17 protein-coding genes are annotated in these 18,091 nt (G+C 28.2%); 3 read left to right on the top strand and 14 right to left on the bottom strand.

From position 1 onward, the window contains the following. Positions 1 to 6: 6 nt before the first annotated feature. The 7 genes from rimP to HMPREF3045_RS06280 form a co-directional block, all read right to left on the bottom strand. Entirely contained in the window at positions 7 to 447 is a 441-nt protein-coding gene (gene rimP / locus HMPREF3045_RS06310) for a ribosome maturation factor RimP (protein WP_070607711.1), read from the bottom strand. Positions 448 to 618: 171 nt separating this feature from the next. Beyond that, positions 619 to 1,521, bottom strand: coding sequence for a DMT family transporter (locus tag HMPREF3045_RS06305; protein ID WP_070738039.1), 903 nt, complete (start codon positions 1,519 to 1,521; stop codon positions 619 to 621). A gap of 215 nt (positions 1,522 to 1,736) precedes the next feature. Further along, positions 1,737 to 5,933, bottom strand: coding sequence for a PolC-type DNA polymerase III (locus HMPREF3045_RS06300; protein ID WP_070738036.1), 4,197 nt, complete (start codon positions 5,931 to 5,933; stop codon positions 1,737 to 1,739). Further along, positions 5,914 to 6,972, bottom strand: coding sequence for a flavodoxin-dependent (E)-4-hydroxy-3-methylbut-2-enyl-diphosphate synthase (ispG, locus tag HMPREF3045_RS06295; protein ID WP_070738032.1), 1,059 nt, complete (start codon positions 6,970 to 6,972; stop codon positions 5,914 to 5,916). The genes HMPREF3045_RS06300 and ispG overlap by 20 nt, the downstream gene beginning before the upstream one ends. An 11-nt stretch (positions 6,973 to 6,983) precedes the next feature. Then, complete coding sequence (locus tag HMPREF3045_RS06290) at positions 6,984 to 7,997, bottom strand: M50 family metallopeptidase (protein WP_019118043.1); 1,014 nt, start codon at positions 7,995 to 7,997, stop codon at positions 6,984 to 6,986. A 12-nt stretch (positions 7,998 to 8,009) separates the two neighbouring features. Beyond that, positions 8,010 to 8,786 (bottom strand): phosphatidate cytidylyltransferase, encoded by a 777-nt coding sequence (locus tag HMPREF3045_RS06285; protein WP_070607726.1) that lies wholly within the window; start codon positions 8,784 to 8,786, stop codon positions 8,010 to 8,012. Beyond that, a complete protein-coding gene (locus HMPREF3045_RS06280) occupies positions 8,773 to 9,477 on the bottom strand; it encodes an isoprenyl transferase (protein ID WP_070607729.1) in 705 nt (234 codons plus the stop codon). The genes HMPREF3045_RS06285 and HMPREF3045_RS06280 overlap by 14 nt, the downstream gene beginning before the upstream one ends. Before the next feature lie 137 nt (positions 9,478 to 9,614). Here HMPREF3045_RS06280 and HMPREF3045_RS06275 point away from each other — a divergent pair, with 137 nt between their 5' ends. Genes HMPREF3045_RS06275 through HMPREF3045_RS06265 form a run of 3 tightly spaced genes read left to right on the top strand, consistent with a single transcriptional unit; the run spans position 9,615 to position 13,229 of the window. Further along, positions 9,615 to 10,514, top strand: a complete 900-nt coding sequence (locus HMPREF3045_RS06275; RefSeq protein ID WP_070738029.1) for an RluA family pseudouridine synthase — start codon at positions 9,615 to 9,617, stop codon at positions 10,512 to 10,514. Position 10,515: 1 nt separating this feature from the next. Continuing rightward, on the top strand, positions 10,516 to 12,045 hold the full coding sequence (locus tag HMPREF3045_RS06270) for a YifB family Mg chelatase-like AAA ATPase (protein WP_070738026.1): 1,530 nt from the start codon (positions 10,516 to 10,518) through the stop codon (positions 12,043 to 12,045). After that, positions 12,045 to 13,229, top strand: a complete 1,185-nt coding sequence (locus tag HMPREF3045_RS06265; protein ID WP_070738023.1) for a GspE/PulE family protein — start codon at positions 12,045 to 12,047, stop codon at positions 13,227 to 13,229. Before HMPREF3045_RS06270 ends, HMPREF3045_RS06265 begins: the two co-directional genes overlap by 1 nt. Positions 13,230 to 13,289: 60 nt before the next feature. On the opposite strand, the gene mnmA is transcribed toward HMPREF3045_RS06265, so the two are convergent. The 7 genes from mnmA to HMPREF3045_RS06230 form a co-directional block, all read right to left on the bottom strand. Further along, positions 13,290 to 14,399 (bottom strand): tRNA 2-thiouridine(34) synthase MnmA, encoded by a 1,110-nt coding sequence (gene mnmA / locus HMPREF3045_RS06260; RefSeq protein WP_070738020.1) that lies wholly within the window; start codon positions 14,397 to 14,399, stop codon positions 13,290 to 13,292. Next, a complete protein-coding gene (locus HMPREF3045_RS06255; RefSeq protein ID WP_070738017.1) occupies positions 14,383 to 15,468 on the bottom strand; it encodes a cysteine desulfurase family protein in 1,086 nt (361 codons plus the stop codon). Before HMPREF3045_RS06255 ends, mnmA begins: the two co-directional genes overlap by 17 nt. Before the next feature lie 43 nt (positions 15,469 to 15,511). Next, the gene (locus HMPREF3045_RS06250) at positions 15,512 to 15,733 is read right to left on the bottom strand and encodes a YdbC family protein (protein WP_004838352.1); all 222 of its coding nucleotides are present in this window, start codon (positions 15,731 to 15,733) and stop codon (positions 15,512 to 15,514) included. Positions 15,734 to 15,741: 8 nt separating this feature from the next. Next, positions 15,742 to 16,173: a hypothetical protein gene (locus HMPREF3045_RS06245; RefSeq protein WP_070738014.1), complete on the bottom strand. Its 432-nt coding sequence runs from the start codon at positions 16,171 to 16,173 to the stop codon at positions 15,742 to 15,744. Positions 16,174 to 16,305: 132 nt separating this feature from the next. After that, positions 16,306 to 16,791 (bottom strand): peptide-methionine (S)-S-oxide reductase MsrA, encoded by a 486-nt coding sequence (msrA, locus tag HMPREF3045_RS06240; RefSeq protein ID WP_070738011.1) that lies wholly within the window; start codon positions 16,789 to 16,791, stop codon positions 16,306 to 16,308. Next, positions 16,788 to 17,258 (bottom strand): threonine/serine exporter family protein, encoded by a 471-nt coding sequence (locus tag HMPREF3045_RS06235; RefSeq protein WP_019118054.1) that lies wholly within the window; start codon positions 17,256 to 17,258, stop codon positions 16,788 to 16,790. The genes msrA and HMPREF3045_RS06235 overlap by 4 nt, the downstream gene beginning before the upstream one ends. Positions 17,259 to 17,267: 9 nt before the next feature. Beyond that, positions 17,268 to 18,035, bottom strand: coding sequence for a threonine/serine exporter family protein (locus tag HMPREF3045_RS06230; RefSeq protein WP_070738007.1), 768 nt, complete (start codon positions 18,033 to 18,035; stop codon positions 17,268 to 17,270). Positions 18,036 to 18,091: the final 56 nt, after the last annotated feature.

Here is an 18,091-nt window from a genome sequence, read left to right as displayed (position 1 = left end):
GTCCCCCTAGAAGACTATCTCAATTTTAATAGTCTTAATTTCACTCTTTTCAATTTCTTTTTCTTCATTTTCAAGTGTAAAAATTAAGGAATTTTCTTTTATTTCTTTAATTTTTCCTATAAACTTCTCGCCATTTTTAAGCTTTATTTCTAAAAGCTCATCTTTGTTTCTTTCAAGATCTCTATCAGTCTTTAATGGTCTTGAAAGATCAGGAGAAGATACTTCCAAATAATAAAAAGATTTTATAAGATCAATTTCATCTAATCTTTCGCTTAAAAAATTAGAAGTCTTTTCACAATCATCAATTGTGATTCCTCCATCTTTGTAAATAAAAAACCTTAATATTTTATTTTTACCCTCATTAACAAATTCAATATCAACAAGCTCGTAACCAAGCCCATTAATATCACTTTCTAAATTTTCTTTTAGTTTGCTTATTAAATCCATAACTTCCCCTTTACATATTAAAAGAGTGGATTTGTCCACTCTTCGCTTAAAATTATTATACTATAAAAGACTTAACTTTCAATTTTAAAATAAATTTACAAAATAAAATTTAATAAAAATATAAAATTAAAATCTCTAGTATTTAATTTTAAATAACTAGAGATTTGTGCTTTACTTTTTAAAAATTTTTTTTATTTTTTGTTCGGGAATTTGAGATAAAATTATTGCGATAAACATAATTATTCCTCCAATAATTTCCCTATCTACTGGTCTTTCTTTCAAAAATAAAAATCCAAAAAATGCAGCGAAAACTGATTCCAAAGATAAAATCAAACTAGCAATCGTAGGATCAGTATCTTTTTGGGCAACAATTTGGAGAGTATAACCCAAACCTGATGAAAATATACCCAAATACAAAATAGCAAGCATGCCTTTCATTAATAAATCAAAATTTGGTTTTTCAAATAAAATCATAAGAAGCAAAGATACTAAACTTGCTACAAAAAATTGAATCATAGACATTTTTACACTATCAGCTCTTATAGAAAATTTATCGATAAACAAAATATGAAAAGCAAAAAATAAGGATCCAACAAAAATTAAAATATCTCCCTTATTTATAGAAAATCCGTCATCAACTCTTACAGTTAATAAGTATAAACCCACTAGAGCAAGTATTATAGAAATTGCAGTTTTTTTGGAAACTTTTTTTCCCATAAAAATTGCAAAAATCGGAACTATGACAACGTAAAGTGATGTAATAAAACCTGCCTTACCACTTGTCGTAAAATAAACTCCAGTTTGTTGAAAGCTAACTGCAACTGCCATAACAAGACCTGTGGCAATTCCACCTCTGATTGTTGCAGTTTTTGTAATACTATCTACTTTTTTTCTCGATTTATTTTTTCTAAAAAATGAATAAGCTAATAAAAAAATTCCAGCTGTCAAATTTCTAAAAAAATTAAAGGTAAATGGTTCTATGTAATCACTTCCTAATTTTTGGGCAATAAAAGCAAATCCCCAAATAAATGAAGTCAATAGTAAAAGTAATTCTCCCCTATGTTTATTTTTCATACTTACTCCTAATAGATTTTTTTCCGCTTGCTTGTATTATATCAAAAATTTTAAATTTTGTAAGATTTTTTAATAAAAATAATAAAAATCCTACACAAGTCGCTTAACTTTGATAATTAATTGATTTTTATTGTTATATATATGCATAAATTGTTATTTGAAAAAATATAATAAAAAAACTCTAATAAAGATTTAATCTCTATTAGAGTTTTAATTTACAAATCAAATAAAGACATTTGATTTTCTTCTTGCAATCCATTAATTATGTCCAAATTTTTTAAAGAATTCAAAGCATTTTTGTTTAGTGAAGTTCTTTTTTTCAAATCTTCAATCGAAATAAATTTGGCTTTTTCTCTTTCAATAACTATATCTTTTGCCATAGCTTCTGAAACATCATCAACTGCTGAAAGCGGAGGCAAAATTTCTCCGTCATCATCTAAAATAAATTTAACAGCTTCAGACTTATATAAGTCCGCTTTTTTAATTTTTATATCTCTTGCTGCCATCTCCTCAGCAACTTCCAACAATGATCTTAGATTTTTTTCTCTTTGTGTTGGTTTTTCTAATTGATTAATTTCATTTAAAGCATATTGGATTGATTTTAATCCCTTTACAATTACTGAATATTGAAAATCATTTAATTTTGTAGAAAAATATGTTGCATAAAAAGCTTTTGGATAATAAACTTTGTAATAAGCAATCCTATAACTCATCAAACAATAAGCAACTGCGTGAGCTTTTGGGAATAGATATTTTATTTTTAAACAAGAATCAATGTACCAATCAGGAACCTTATTTTCTTTCATATAAGCCAAAGTTTCTTCTGATAAAGTTTTTCCTTTTCTTACTTTTTCCATTATTTGGAAAGATTTTTTCTTATCAAGTCCAAGATTAATCAAAGAATTCATAATATCATCACGAGTAGAAATTATTTGATCAAATCCTGCCGTTTTTGATTTAACTAAATCTTGAGCATTATTTAACCACACATCAGTTCCGTGAGAAAGTCCAGAAATTCTTGTCATTTCAGAAAATTTTGTTGGAAAAGTATCTTTTAACATTCCCCTTACAAAAGAAGTTCCGAATTCAGGAATTCCCAAAGTTCCAATCTCATTATTTGAAAAATCATATTTTATATTTAATGGTTTTGTTGAAGAGAAAATATTCATTACATTTTCATCATCCATTTGAAGCTTCAAAGGATCTGTATTTGTTAAATCTTGAAGACTTCTAATAATTGTAGGAACATCGTGGCCCAATAAATCCAGTTTTAAAATTACTCCATGCATCATATTGTAGGTAAAATGAGTTGTTTTTATATCGTCTTTTCCATCGTCTGCTGGATATTGAACAGGAGAAAAATCGTAAATATTTTTATCATTTGGCACTATCATAAGACCACCTGGGTGTTGACCTGTTGTTCTTTTTACATCATAAAGTCCTCTTTGATATTTTCTAATTTGTGCATTAGAAAGATTTAGGTCATTATCTTCCATATATTTTTTGATATAACCAAAAGCAGTATTATCTTTTATAGTTCCAATTGTTCCTGCCCTAAAAACTTTTCCTTCTCCGAATAATTCTTCAGTATATTTGTGAATAGTTGGTTGATATTCTCCAGCAAAATTCAAATCAATATCTGGCTCCTTATCTCCTTCAAAGCCCAAGAAAACTTCAAAAGGAATATCGTGGCCGTCTTTGTTCATCTCTGCCCCACATTTTGGACAAATTTTATCTGGCAAATCTATTCCAGCTCCAACGCTACCATCTGTTATAAATTCTGAATGCTTGCATGATGGACAAACATAATGAGGAGCAAGCGGATTTACTTCTGTAATATTTGCCATGGTTGCTGCAAAAGATGAACCAACAGAACCTCTTGATCCAACCAAATATCCATCCTCATTTGATTTTTCCACGAGCTCTTTTGCAATTATATATAAAACTGCATAGCCATTTGAAATAATAGAATCAAGCTCCTTATCAAGTCTTGTTTTTACAAGATCAGGAAGAGGATCTCCATAAATTGAGATTGCTTTTTCATAAGTTGTATCTTTTAATTTTTTATCAGAGCCTTCAATTTTTGGTGGAAAAGTTTCGTGAGGAATTGGCATAATACTTTCCAAACTATCAGCAATTTTAATTGTATTATCAATTACTACTTCCATTTTCGTTTGATCATCTAAATAATAAAATTCATCAAGCATTTCATTGGTTGTTTTTAAATAATAAAGAGGATTATTTTCCTTGTAATGGAAAAATTGTCCCTTGTGAAGAATATTTCTAAGAACATAATCTTTCTTTTCCATATATCTTACAGAGCCAGTTGCTACAACCAATTTATTATATTTTTTTCCAAGCTCAATTATTTTTTTATTTATTTCTATAATTTGATTTTTATCTCTTATAGATCCATTTTCCAAATCATCAGCAAAAACTCCCATCGCCTCTATTTGGAAAAAATCAAAAAATTCGCAAATTTTTTCTATTTTTTCTTCAGAAAAATCATCTCTTATAGCCTTAAACAAAAGACCATCTTTTCCACCAGATCCTATTATCAAACCTTCTTTATTTTCTTTTACCAAATCAAAAGGCGTTTTTGCTTCCAAATTAAAATATTTCATCCTAGATTCTGAAATTATTTTATAAAGATTTTTAAGTCCATGATAATTTTTGGCAAAAATAATTGATGAGAAATTTTCGTGACGAGCCAAAGGCCATTTTGTTTTTATTGAATTAATTTTTTCAAGGCTAAGGTCTTTATTTTTATCCTTAATTTTTTCAAATAATTTAATAAAAATTTTGGCAGTTGTCATTGCATCATCGCTTGCTCTGTGATGGTTAAAAGGTCCAACTCCTAATTTTTTTGCAAGTTTATCAAGAGAAAATCTTCCCATATATGGAAAAACTGCTCTTGCCATTGGCAAAGTATCCAAATAAACTGGCTCAAATTTATAAGATAATTTTTGACAAGCTTCTGTTATAAAACCAATATCAAAATCTGTATTTTGTCCTACAAAATATGAATCTTTTGAAAATTCTAAAAATTTCGGCAAAACTTCATCAATTTTCGGCTTATCCATTACCATTTCGTTTGTAATTCCTGTAAGTTCAACAACCTTTTGAGGAATCATTTTTTCTGGATTTACAAGCTCATTAAAAACTTCAATTATTTCTCCATTTTCAATTTTTACGGCACCAATTTCTGTAATTTTATCTATATATTTTGAAAGTCCTGTCGTCTCCAAGTCAAATACAATAAATCTTTGATTTTTTAAATCGCTTATATCGTTTATTTTTTTATTGTAGTTGTTAGTTAAAATCCTTAAATTTTTATCAACCAACAAAAGCTCTGCACCTGCTAGCATTTTTATCCCATTTTTTCCAAGTTTATCATACATATCTGGAAGAGCTTGAAGAGTTTCTGTATCTGTAATTCCACAAGCACTATGGCCCCAAGCTTTTAATTTTTTTGCTAGCTCATCCATATCAACAAATCCATCAAGGTTTGTCATTTTCGTATGAATTTCAAGCTCAACTCTTTTTTTTGGATAAGTGTCAAGTCTTTCTTTTTTTTCACATTCCACCATAGAATTTACAGTAAAAACATCTTCATGTGAAAAGCTATCATAGTTTAGAACACCTTGAACTTGAACTATCATATTTTCTTTTAAATTTTCAAGTTTTGATTTATTTCTTGGTTGGACAAACATCTTGCAAGCTATGGCATCAGATTCATCTTCAAGGTCAAAAGAATAAATAAAGTTTCCTCTTTTTGATTCAAAAACATCAATGCCAAAAATTTCTCCCTTTATGGAAAGATTCATGCCTTTTTTGTCATAAATTTCTTCAATCTTAAACAAATCTCCATTTATATTTCTGCCGTATTTTAAAATTTCTGCTTGCTTTATTTCTTTTTTTTCCAAATTTTTCTTATTATTTCTAGCATTTTCAATCATATTTTCAAGCTCGATTTTTTTCAAATCTCTAAGTCTTGATGCTTTTTCTTCTTCTTGATTTTTTGAAGGTTCTTTCTTTTCTTCTTTAATTTTTGGCAAATCAAATATATCTTGATTGTTTAATGAAGCCTCTTTACTTTCTTGATTTTTTTCTTCATTATTTTCGCCCAAATTTTCTGGATTTTCATAACCTGTTTCATAATAATCTGGAAGAGGTTGGCTTTCATAAAAATCATCTATGGAATTTGTTTCTTTTTTATTTTCCTTTTCAAATTGCAATGACAAATTAACATAAGAAAAATATGATTCAAGTTTTTTTTCAATATTTTCATCATATTCTCCTAGAATATTTAATTTCAATTTATTTAATTTTTTTGAATAAATCGCCTTGTTTATATAATAATCTTTGTCAATTTCAATAATAGATTTTAGATTAATTTTCATTTTTTTCATCTTTCAAAATTTCTTCAATCAAACTGTCAACTATTTCTTCTTGTTTTACTTTTTTTATTGTAATTCCCTTTTTAAATAAAAATCCATAGCCCTTTGCACAAGCTATTCCATAATCTGCTTCTTTTGCCTCTCCTGGTCCATTAACAGGACAGCCCATTATGGCAACTTTTAAATTTAAATTTAATTTATCAAGTCTTTCACTTGCCTCATTTACAATTTCATCTAAATTTACACTTGTTCTTGAACAAGTTGGGCAAGAAACCAAATCTACTCCATCTCGTCTAAGTCCCAAAGATTTTAAAATTGTTTTTCCAGCCTTTACTTCTTGGAGTGGATCTCCAGTTATTGAAACCCTAATTGTATCTCCAATTCCATCTTTTAAAAGTGATCCCATGCCAATTGATGATTTAACCAAAGCTTGATAAAGAGGACCTGCTTCCGTAACTCCCAAATGAAGTGGATAATCGCAAAGAGAAGAAATTTTTCTATTTACATCAATCATTGTATTTACATCTGATGATTTTATAGAAATAACTATGTCGTGAAAGTCTAAATCTTCTAAAACTTTTACTTCATCAAGAGCAGAATAAACAAGGCTATCAACATTTACACCATGATATTTTTCAATCATATCCTTATGCACAGAACCAGAATTTACACCTATTCTTATTGGAATATTTTTTTCCTTACATTTTTCAACTAAAATTTTTACCTTGTCACTTCCACCAATATTTCCTGGATTTATTCTTAAACAATCACAGCCGTTTTCGACAGCTGCAAGGGCAAGTTTATAATCAAATTGTATGTCTGCCACAAAAGGAAGATTGGTTTTCTTTTTAATTTCAGAAATTGCCCTTGCATCTTCAAGAGAATTTATAGCAGATCTTGAAATATCACAACCTGCCTTTTCAAAATCATTAATCTGTTTTACGACTTCTTCAATATTTTTCGTTTCTTTTGTTGTCATTGATTGGATAGAAATAGGAGATCCTCCTCCTATGGCAACATCTCCTACATAAACTTTTCTAGTTTTTTTCAATTTTTACTCCTTTAAAATAAGCTAATTAAATCCTTAATCGTAACCAAAAGAATTAGTCCTAACAAGAGAACAAATCCTCCAATTGTAAATTTTTCTTCAATTTTTTTATTTACTGTCTTTTTTGTAATCATTTCAAATAAGGAAGTAAATATTTTTGAACCATCAAGAGCTGGTATTGGAAGCAAATTAAAAAATCCCAAATTTACACTTATATATCCCAAAAAGAATAATAAATTCATAATTCCAAGATTTGCTTGCCTTCCCATTTCTTTTACAACACCAACAGGCCCTGACAAAGCAGAAAATCCTAATTTTCCTGTAAATAAACTTTTTAGAACATTTATCATCAAAACAATCATTGAGCCAACTTCTTTAAAACCAATTTTAATTGATTCAAAAAATCCTACGTCTTTATTTTTTGGAATAAAACCAAGAAGAGGTCTTTTGTTTTCAAATTTTACTTTGACATTTTTTTCTATATATTTATTATCTCTTTTTACTTTTAATGATATTTTGTCATTTTTCCCATGTTTTTGATAATAATTTTCTAAATTTTTTGAAATATCATTAAAATTATTTATTTTATTTCCGTCAATTTCTACAATTTCGTCATTGACTTTAAAACCTTGAGCTTTTATTGGCGAATTTTTTGTAAAATTTCCAATGCTTGTTGATGCAGTTCCTGTATTAAAAGATACAAAAGCAAATATTAATCCTGCAAAAATCAAATTTGTCAATGGTCCTGCAAGAATTGTAAAAAATCTTTTGTAGGCTGGTGCCTTGTCAAATGATCTTTCATCATCACTTTCGCTATCTTCTCCTTCCATAGCACAATATCCACCAATTGGAAAAAGATTTACAGAATAAAGAGTTTCTCCTTTTTGTTTTGAAAAAATTTTAGGGCCCATTCCAATGGCAAATTCATTAACCCTAATTCCACTTTTTTTTGCTATAATAAAATGTCCAAATTCATGAATTAAAATCAAAAATAAGAACATTATAATCGATATAATAACTGATTTCATTTTTCTCCTAACTTATATTAATGTAAATAAATAAAGGCAAGGGCTGATAAATAAGATTGAATCAAATCTATCCAAAATCCCACCATGACCTGGAATTAAATTTCCATAATCTTTTATTTTACATTTTCTTTTTATAAACGATGCTACTAAATCTCCAGTTTCCGACAAAAATGCAGCAATTATTGTAAAAATAATTACTAATAATATATTTTTGTCAAGATTTACATAATTTACATAAATCAAATTTAAAATCACAGCTCCACAAATTCCTCCGATAAAACCTTCTATGGTTTTGTGAGGAGAAATAGATTCTAATGATTTGATTTTGTGTTTGCCAATAGTTGAGCCTGTAAGATAAGCAAAAGTATCTGAGCCCCAAGCAATAATATATAACATATAAAGATATATTTTATTATTAATTCTTATCGCACTTGACATAAAAATAGAAACATAAGTTACTACAAATAAAAGTGCAAAAAAGTCTTCCATCCTATATTTTTTATTAAAAATCATATATACAAAAATTGCTATGAGTATGGATGTAAAGCCAAACATAAATAAATTTTGATGATTGCTAAAGGCATTTATAACAAAAAATAAATTTATTACCATAGCAAATTTTAAAGGAACATTGTATGACAAATTTTTCAGTGCATTTACCAATTCTTTTACAGCAATACACGAAAAAATGCCAAAACCAATTGCAAAATAAATTCCACCAAGATAAGTTATTGCAATTAATATAAAAAGAATTATTCCTCCACCAAAAAGCCTTTTAGCTAGGTTCATTTATACCACCATACCTTCTATCTCTTCCAAAAAACGCATCAACAGCATCATCCAAATCTTTTTTTGAAAAATCCGGCCACAAAATATCTGTAAAATAATATTCAGTGTAGGCCATTTGATAAATTAAAAAATTAGAAATCCTAAGATCTCCTCCCGTCCTAATTAAAAGATCAGGATCTGGCATATTTGCCGTATACAAATAATTTGAAATATCATCCTCATTTATATTTTCAAAATCTATTCCATCTTTTGCCATATCTTTGAAGGCTTTTACAATTTCCATTCTGCCCCCATAATTTATAGCCATATTTAAAACGAGCTTGTCATTATTTTTTGTAAGCTCACAAACATCAAGGCAAGCTTTTATAGTTTTTTCTGGAAGTTTTGATATATCTCCAATAATATTTAATTTTACTTCATTTTCCATGAGTAATTTTGTCTTATCTTTTATAAATTTTGCCAATAATTTCATTAAATAATTGACTTCTACTTGTGGTCTTTTCCAATTTTCTGTAGAAAAAGCATAAAGAGTTAGATATTTTATGCCTTTTTCTTTAGCATATAGCGCAATATCCACAACATTTTCAGAACCTTCCTTGTGGCCCATAGATCTTGGCAAATTTCTTTTTTTAGCCCACCTACCATTTCCATCAAGAATAATGGCAAGATGATTAAGTTCTTTCTCTTTCATACACCCTTCTTTCTAATTTTATCTCTATATGATTATACCATAAGAATTATTCTTAAATATAAAAAGCTAAAATGATTTTTTCTTTGTAAATAAATTAGGATTTTGTATATATTTTTTCATAATGCTATAATTTAATTATGAAAATTAAAGCAAATAAAGAAATTAGAATTGATAAATATCTTTCAGATATTTTTGAAGAAATTCCAAGAGAAAAGGTAAAAGATTTTATCAAGGATGAAAAAATAAAAGTAAATAATAAAAAAATAAAACCTTCCTACAAATTAATTTTAGAAGATGAAATAGAAATTTCTGACAAATTATTTGAAAAAGAAAAAATCGAAGCTGAAAAAATGAATTTAAAAATCATTTATGAAAATGAAGACTATGCAATTATTGATAAGGATGAAAATGTAATTGTTCATCCAGCAGGTTCAATTGTAAGTGGAACTTTGGTAAATGGGCTTTTGGATTATTTTGGCTACGATAATTTATCACATATCGGAGGCGATGACAGACCAGGAATTGTTCACAGACTTGATAAGGATACAACAGGTCTTATGGTAATTGCAAAAAATAATTCATCTTACAAATATTTGAAAAATCTTTTTGAAACAAGAAAAATTGACAAGGAATATTTGGCAATTTGCAATGGAATTTTTCAAAAAAAATCTGGAACAATTCAAACTTTTATGGATCGTGATCCAAATAATCGCAGAAAAATGGCTGTAACAAATTCTGGTCGTGATGCTATTAGTAAATATGAAGTTATTTCAGAAAATAATGGATATTCCTTGGTAAAAATCAAAATTTTAACTGGAAGGACTCATCAAATCAGAGTTCACATGACCTATATTAATCATCCACTCTTGGGTGATCCTGTTTATGGAAATGTAAAACACAAATTTAATTTAGACCATCAACTACTTCATTGCCACAAATTAGGATTTACTGATAAAAATGGAATTTATAGAGAATTTTGTGCAGATGTCCATGAAGATTTTAAAAAATATCAAAAAATTTTGGGTTTAGGAGAATAAAATGTATTCAAAAACAAATACAGTAAGTCTATTGGGACTTGATGGAAAGGCAATTGAAGTTGAATCTGATATAACTTCTGGCATGCCAGCTTTTAATATTGTAGGTCTTCCCGATTCATCTATAAAAGAATCCAAAGACAGAATTAGGGTTGCTCTTATAAATTCTGGTTTTAAATTTCCCCAAGGAAGAATTACCATAAATTTATCTCCAGCAGATATAAAAAAAGAAGGAACTCAACTAGACTTACCAATTGCAATTTCTCTTTTAAAAAGTATGGGAGTGATTGAAAATTCAAAAGATGATTTTATTTTTATAGGAGAGCTTTCTCTTGATGGAAGAATTGTTCCTATAAAAGGCGCTCTTGCCATGGTAATTTCTATGAGAGAAAAAGGCTTTAAAAATTTTATAATTTCAAATGAAAATAAGGACGAATGTGCAATAATAAAAGATTGCAATATTTTTCCATTTTTAAATTTAGAAGAATTAGTTTCATACCTTAACGAAAATACAAAAAAATCTCCCTATAAAATAAAATTATCAAATACAAATGAAAAAATTACATATCCTTTTGATTTTTCTGATATAAAAGGTCAAGATTCATTAAAAAGAGCCCTACAAATTGCAGCAGCTGGCGGACATAATTTATTGATGATTGGACCTCCTGGAAGCGGAAAAACTTTTTCTGCCAAACATTTACCATCGATCTTACCTGATATGGATTTTGAAGAAAAAATTGAAGTTACAAAAATTTATTCAGTGATGGGACTTCTTGAAAGTGGAAAATTAATAAATAATAGACCATTTAGATCTCCCCACCATTCAGCAAGTGAAGTTTCTTTGATTGGAGGAGGGGCAAATATTCCAAAAGCAGGAGAAATAACCCTCGCCCACAAGGGAGTTTTGTTTTTGGATGAATTCCCAGAATTTTCCAAAAAAACCATAGAAGCTTTGAGAGAGCCTTTGGAAAATAAGGAAATAAATATTTCAAGATCAATGGCAAGTATCAAATATCCAGCAGATTTTATTTTGATTGCTGCCATGAATCCATGCCCTTGTGGAAATTTTGGAAATCCTTTAAAAGAATGTACTTGCACTCAAAATGAAATAAGAAGATATTTGTCAAAATTATCTTCGCCAATTCTTGATAGGATTGATATTCACATAGAAATAAAACCTGTAAAATACAAAGATTTGGATGACAATATAAAAACAAAATCTTCAAAAGAAATGAAAGATGAAGTTCAAAGAGCAAGAGAAATTCAAATAAAAAGATATGAAAATGAAAAAATTTCAACAAACGGATCTTTGTCTACAAGACTTATGAAAAAATATATAAAACTTGATAAAAATGTAAAGGAAATCGGACAAAAAGCCTTTGAAAAATATAATTTTTCTGTAAGATCCTACAATAAAATTATAAAAATGAGTAGGACTATTGCAGATCTTGATGGAAGCGAAAAAATCGAAGCAAAACATCTTCTTGAAGCTGTTAGATATAGGTCTTTGGATGATAAATATTGGAGCGTGTGATGGATAATAATTTGATAAATTCAAATATAGATTTGTATATAAATGAGCTTGTAGAAAAAGCTTTAAAATTAAATGCAAGTGATATACACATTGAGCCAATGGATGAAAAATTTTCAAGAATAAGATTTAGAATAGATGGAAAACTTAGGATAATAAGTGAGATGGACTATCCTTCTTATATTAAACTTTTAACTAGAATTAAATTATCTTCCAAATTAGATATTTCAGAAAAAAGAAGACCTCAAGACGGTTATTTAAAATTAGAAAAATTTCCAGAAATTGATTTTAGAATTTCAACTTTAAATACTATAGTCGGAGAAAAATTAGTTCTAAGAATTTTATCGATTGAAAATTTTAAAAAATCTCAAAATTTATTGGGTTTTTCTGATGATTCAAAAAAAATTTTGGAAAATGCAATCAAAAATAAATCTGGAATGATAATTTTTTCTGGACCAACTGGTTCTGGAAAATCTACTTCCCTTTATTCTTTATTAAATAAATTAAATGATGAAAAAAGAAATATTATCAGCATTGAAAATCCAGTTGAAATAAATATTTTGGGAATTAATCAAATATCAATCAATGAAAAAATTGGTTTGACTTTTCAAAATGCTCTTAGGTCAATTTTAAGACAAGATCCAGATATTATTATGCTTGGAGAAATTAGGGATAAGGAAACTGCAAAAATGGCAGTAAGGGCTGCAATAACTGGTCATTTAGTTTTGACAACTCTTCACACAAATAATAGTTTTGCATCAATAAATAGACTTCGTGATTTGGGAGTTGAAGATTATCTAATAAAACAATCTGTAAATACTCTTGCAAGCCAAAGGCTTGTTAGAAAACTTTGCTCTTGCAAGAAAAAAAGAAAAATTTCCAAAGAAGAATACAATTTTGTAAAAAATTATTTTGATATAGATGAAAACACTTATATCTATGAGCCATCATCTTGTGATAAATGTCACGATGGCTACCTAGGAAGAGAAGCAGTTGAAGAAATTGTAGATTTTGATGAGGCTTATAAAAAATTATTTTTTGAAAATAAAAATTTTAACAAAAATGATTTGGATATTTTAAATAAAGAAAAAAATTTCAAGTCGATGACCTACAATGGAATTAAAAAAGTTCTAGAAGGAGTCACAAGCTTTGAAGAAATTTTAGATTCAATTTATTATTTTAATTAAAATTTTAAAAAATATTTTAGAACACAAAGTAAAAAATCGGAGATTTGTTCTCCGATTTTTTTATACTTTTAATCTTTTTTCCCCATTATAAACTTCATCAATAATGCAAGATCCCAAGCAAACTTCTCCGTCATAAAAAACTGCGGCTTGGCCTGGGGTTACGGCTTTTGTTTTGTCGTAGGTTATTTCTACTTTTCCATCATCTAAAATCTTTACATGAGAATTTATATCTTTTTGTCTGTACCTAAATTTACAAGTGCAATCAAATTCTTTTTTTAGTCCCTTGGCTGAAATTGATGATAAATTTGATCCTATTAATCTATTTGAAAATAATTTTTCATTATTTTTTCCTTGGCAAACTATTAGTTCGTTTTTTTCTAAATCTTTTCCACAAACAAACCAAGCTTCACCTTCTCCACCAATTCCAAGTCCTCTTCTTTGACCAATTGTGTGATACATTAAACCGTAGTGTTTTCCCAAAATATTTCCATCAGTATCAACAATATTTCCTTCTTTTGCTGGAAGATAGTGGGATAAAAATTCGTTAAAATTTCTTTCTCCTATAAAACAAATTCCTGTTGAATCTTTTTTATCAGCTGTTGCCAAATTATTTTCTTTGGCAATTTTTCTAACTTCTTTTTTATCCAAATCTCCTACTGGAAATAAAACATCTTTTATTTGATCTTGGGATAGTTGGGAAAGAAAATATGTTTGGTCCTTGTTTGAATCAAGACCTCTTAGCATTTTGGTTTCATCATCTTCCCTATCAACTCTTGCATAATGACCTGTTGCAAGATAATCTGCTCCCAAATCTTTTGCATAATCCAAAAATGCCTTAAATTTTATTTCCTTGTTGCACATTATATCAGGATTTGGAGTTCTTCCCTTTTTATATTCATCAAGAAAATATGAAAATACCCTATCATAATATTCTTTTTCAAAATTTATGGAATAATATGGAATTCCTATTTGATTGCAAACTTTGACTGCATCTTCATAATCAACTTCCGCAGTACAAACTCCATTTTCATCTTCCTCGTCCCAATTTTTCATAAAAATTCCGCTTACATCATAGCCTTCTTTTTTTAATAAGAGGGCAGCAACAGATGAGTCAACTCCACCACTTACACCAACGATAACTTTTATATCTTTTTTATCTTTCTTTTCCATCTATCCCCCTTAATTTTTTCAAAACTTCAAATGTATAGTCAATATCTTCTTTTGTATTTGTAAATCCAAAAGAAAATCTTACAGAATGTCTTGCCCTATCTTCATCGTACATATTTTTTATAACATTGCTTGCTTCCACACTTCCTGCCCTACAAGCAGATCCCACAGAAATACAAATTCCATTCATGTCCAAATATGTAAGAAGAAGTTCATTTTTAACTTTTGGAAAATATAAATTTAATATATGGTCAGTTGAATTTTCTAAACTTCCATTAATTTCGTAGGAAAAATTTGATTCTTCTAATTTTTTTACAAAATAAGATTTCAATTCTTTGATTTTTTCTCTTTCGCTACAAGCTTTTGGAAAAGATTTTGCCATAGAATAAGCGCCCATTGTAAAAGAAGTTCCAGCACGCCTATCTTTTTCTTGCTCACCGCCTTTAATAAAAGGCTTGATTTTTTTATTGCAATAAAGAACACCAAAAGAATTTATTCCTCCAATTTTGTGCCCTGAAAGAGAAAGAGAATTGCAATGAAGTTTTTCTACATCAATATCAACATGAGAATAAGCTTGAACACAATCTACGTGAAAAAATACATTTTTGTCTTTTAAAAATTCTCCAATTTCATAAACTGGCTCAATTGCCCCTATTTCATTATTTACAAACATCAAAGAAACTAATTTTACATCATCTCTAAGTTTTTCTTTCAAGTCATCAAGGGAAAAATATCCATTATCATCAACATCAAGAAAAATTGTTTTTTCCTTATTTATAGTATTTAAAATAGAGTCGTGCTCAATTTTTGAAGTTATAACAAAATCATCCTTGAAATTTGACAAAATTGTATTGTTGGCCTCGCTTGCAGAAGATGTAAAAATTATATGATTTGGATTTGCATTAATAGATTTTGCAATTTCTAGTCTAGATTCTTCCAAAACTTTTTTTCCAGCCCTTCCCAGGGCGTGCAAAGAATCAGGATTTCCATCAAAATTTTCCATATTTTCAAAAATATCTTTCAAGATTTCTTTTCTTTTTATTGATGTAGCTGCATAATCAAAATATATCATTAAAATTTCCTTATAATTTATAAAAGACCTAAAAATTTAGGTCTTAGTCGTCAAATTCTTCTTTTAAAATTTCTTTTAAAACTTCAGCTTCTTCCTTTGTGAAAGTAATTCCCTTGCTCATTCTTGTATGATCCTCATTCCAATCTCTCAAATCATATTTAGGATCTCTATCGTTCCAAGAAACAAGATTTAATTCCTTTGTCCATCCTTTTGCATTTGTTGAAAGAACTCCCAAATTTTCTACTATATCATATTTTATTGCCATACAAACTCCTAACTATAATAATTTCTAGGCAAAGATCCAAGTAAAACATATTCAATCTCACTTGCTGCCATTTCCATTTTACGAATTCTGTTTTTTATTCTACCCTTTTGTTTTACAATCTCGTCATCATCTAAATTTTTAATATCTTCTAAACTTTTAAGAAAATTTTGAATTTTCCTATCGTCAGTTTTATAGAAAAAATCACTTTCTTTAATTCTATCGATTTTTCCAACAAAATCATAGAGATTATAATCTCTCAATGAAACATAAGAATCAACAAAAATCCTATCAAGTTTTTCCTTATCATCATAAAATTGGCTAAGATTTTCATATCCTGTCAAATAAAAATTCAATTCGTACTCAGCCTTGATAAGACGAATTTTTAAATCCAACAAATTTTTTTGATTTTTAGTTAAATTATTTTCATCAATAAGATCCATATTATCCTCTCCTTTGAGTATAATATCATAGAATAATTTCTTCTACAAGGATTGTATTATAAAGTTTTTAAAAATCAATTCATAATTTTTTTTATATCTTTTTATAAATTTTTCCAAAAGAAAAAACCTAGTTTAATCTAGGTTTGGTTTATCTAATAAATCAATATGGCAGTAGCCATTTGGATTTTTTTCTAAATAATCTTGATGATAATCTTCCGCTTTTACAAAATTTTCTAATTTTTCGACTTGTATTTGGATTTTTCTTTCTTCATTTTTTTGTTTTTCTTCTAAAAATTTTTTTGCAAATTCTAAATCTTTTTCATCTTTTGAAAAGATTCCACTTCTATATTGACGTCCTATATCATTTCCTTGTTTATTTATTGAAAATGGGTCAATTATATAATATAAATATTCCAAAATTCTTTCTAATGATTCTTCTTTCCCATCGTAGCTTATTTCTACGGTTTCAGCGTGGTCTGTTAGGTATAAATTTTTATAAGTTGTTTTTTCACTATTTCCATTTGCATATCCTACAAGAGTTTTTTCTACTCCTTTTATATCTTTAAAATATGCCTCAACTCCCCAAAAACATCCGCCTGCTAAATAAATTTTTTTCATTTTTTCTTTCTCCAATCATATCTTCTACTTGGCTTTCTAAATTTAAATCCTCTAAGTGATTTTGATAAAACTGATGCCAACAAAATTCCAAATGAAATTGCTGATGCAACTGCAAGGGTATCAAATAAATTTACAATGGCGAGTGATTTTTTTCCATCTACAAAATAAAAAAGTGTATTGTAAATCCCTTTTCCTGGTACTAAATTTATAATTCCTGGTACTATAAATAAAATAGCAGGCATGTGACATTTTCTTGCAAAAACTTCTCCAGAAATTCCTGTAAAATATGCTCCTGCAAGTGCTGGCAAAAATACTCCTTCAAAAAAATCTCCAACTATCATATAAATCAAAAATCCTATTGCTCCTGCAAGTGATGACAATCCAATTGATCTTTTTGGGCAAGAAAAAAACATAGCAAATCCTACTGCTGATAAATATGAAGATATAAAACCTATTATTAAATGCATATTTCCTCCTTAAAATAAAGTCATTGGGAAGGCAACGCCAATTGCAAGGGCAAGGGATACAAAAAACGACATAGCAAGTCCTGTTAGTCCACTTGTTGCATCGCCACTCATTAGATCTCTTATAGAATTTGTTAGCAAAAATCCTGGAACATAGGGCATCATCGATGAAACAATTACATTTGCCATATTAAATCCAAAAACAAATTTCCCTATAATATGGGCAAAAAGTGAAACCATAATCCCTGCCACAAAATTTTCTATAAAATATCCATACATTTTCTTTTCTATTTTTATAAAAATAAGATATGTTAGTAAGGAAACAACAAAAGTTACTGGCAAATCTAAAAAATTTGGAGCTTTAGAATTTACCAGCATCGGAAAGGCTGTTGATGCAAGTGTTGCTCCTATTATTTTTAATTTTACGTCTGCTTTTGTGGTTTTTTTTATGTTATCAAGCTCTATCAAAGCTTGGTCTAAATTTAGTTCATGATTACAAAATTTTCTAGAAAATGAATTAACCCTATCTACAACTATTAAATTATTTCCTCTATTTTTTACTCTTTTAACATTTGCATAAGTTTTGCCATCAACATTAAAAGAATACATTAAAGCGTTAAAGGTTGCAAAAACATCTATGTCACTTGCTTCATAAATTGATCTTATTATTCTTTCGACTGTGTCTTCAACCCTATAAATTTCTGCTCCATTTTTTAACATCATAGCTCCTGCCCTTGATGTTATTTCAAGTAATTTATTTATATCATCTTCTTTATACATTTTATTATCCTTTTTAATGCAAAAGTAACTTTCCAAAATTGAAGGAAAGTTACTTA

The sequence above is a fragment of the Anaerococcus sp. HMSC075B03 genome, assembly GCF_001815585.1.
In the GTDB taxonomy this organism is placed as follows: domain Bacteria; phylum Bacillota; class Clostridia; order Tissierellales; family Peptoniphilaceae; genus Anaerococcus; species Anaerococcus vaginalis.
Note: the sequence above shows the minus strand (reverse complement) of the source record. Positions and strands in the feature narration are given on the sequence as shown.

Bases quoted from the DNA above. Each gene is read 5' to 3' on its own strand.
- rimP (WP_070607711.1), bottom strand. From the start codon at position 447: ATGGATTTAATAAGCAAACTAAAAGAAAATTTAGAAAGTGATATTAAT.
- HMPREF3045_RS06305 (WP_070738039.1), bottom strand. From the start codon at position 1,521: ATGAAAAATAAACATAGGGGAGAATTACTTTTACTATTGACTTCATTT.
- HMPREF3045_RS06300 (WP_070738036.1), bottom strand. From the start codon at position 5,933: ATGAAAAAAATGAAAATTAATCTAAAATCTATTATTGAAATTGACAAA.
- HMPREF3045_RS06290 (WP_019118043.1), bottom strand. From the start codon at position 7,997: ATGAAATCAGTTATTATATCGATTATAATGTTCTTATTTTTGATTTTA.
- HMPREF3045_RS06285 (WP_070607726.1), bottom strand. From the start codon at position 8,786: ATGAACCTAGCTAAAAGGCTTTTTGGTGGAGGAATAATTCTTTTTATA.
- HMPREF3045_RS06280 (WP_070607729.1), bottom strand. From the start codon at position 9,477: ATGAAAGAGAAAGAACTTAATCATCTTGCCATTATTCTTGATGGAAAT.
- HMPREF3045_RS06275 (WP_070738029.1), top strand. From the start codon at position 9,615: ATGAAAATTAAAGCAAATAAAGAAATTAGAATTGATAAATATCTTTCA.
- HMPREF3045_RS06270 (WP_070738026.1), top strand. From the start codon at position 10,516: ATGTATTCAAAAACAAATACAGTAAGTCTATTGGGACTTGATGGAAAG.
- HMPREF3045_RS06265 (WP_070738023.1), top strand. From the start codon at position 12,045: ATGGATAATAATTTGATAAATTCAAATATAGATTTGTATATAAATGAG.
- mnmA (WP_070738020.1), bottom strand. From the start codon at position 14,399: ATGGAAAAGAAAGATAAAAAAGATATAAAAGTTATCGTTGGTGTAAGT.
- HMPREF3045_RS06255 (WP_070738017.1), bottom strand. From the start codon at position 15,468: ATGATATATTTTGATTATGCAGCTACATCAATAAAAAGAAAAGAAATC.
- HMPREF3045_RS06250 (WP_004838352.1), bottom strand. From the start codon at position 15,733: ATGGCAATAAAATATGATATAGTAGAAAATTTGGGAGTTCTTTCAACA.
- HMPREF3045_RS06245 (WP_070738014.1), bottom strand. From the start codon at position 16,173: ATGGATCTTATTGATGAAAATAATTTAACTAAAAATCAAAAAAATTTG.
- msrA (WP_070738011.1), bottom strand. From the start codon at position 16,791: ATGAAAAAAATTTATTTAGCAGGCGGATGTTTTTGGGGAGTTGAGGCA.
- HMPREF3045_RS06235 (WP_019118054.1), bottom strand. From the start codon at position 17,258: ATGCATTTAATAATAGGTTTTATATCTTCATATTTATCAGCAGTAGGA.
- HMPREF3045_RS06230 (WP_070738007.1), bottom strand. From the start codon at position 18,035: ATGTATAAAGAAGATGATATAAATAAATTACTTGAAATAACATCAAGG.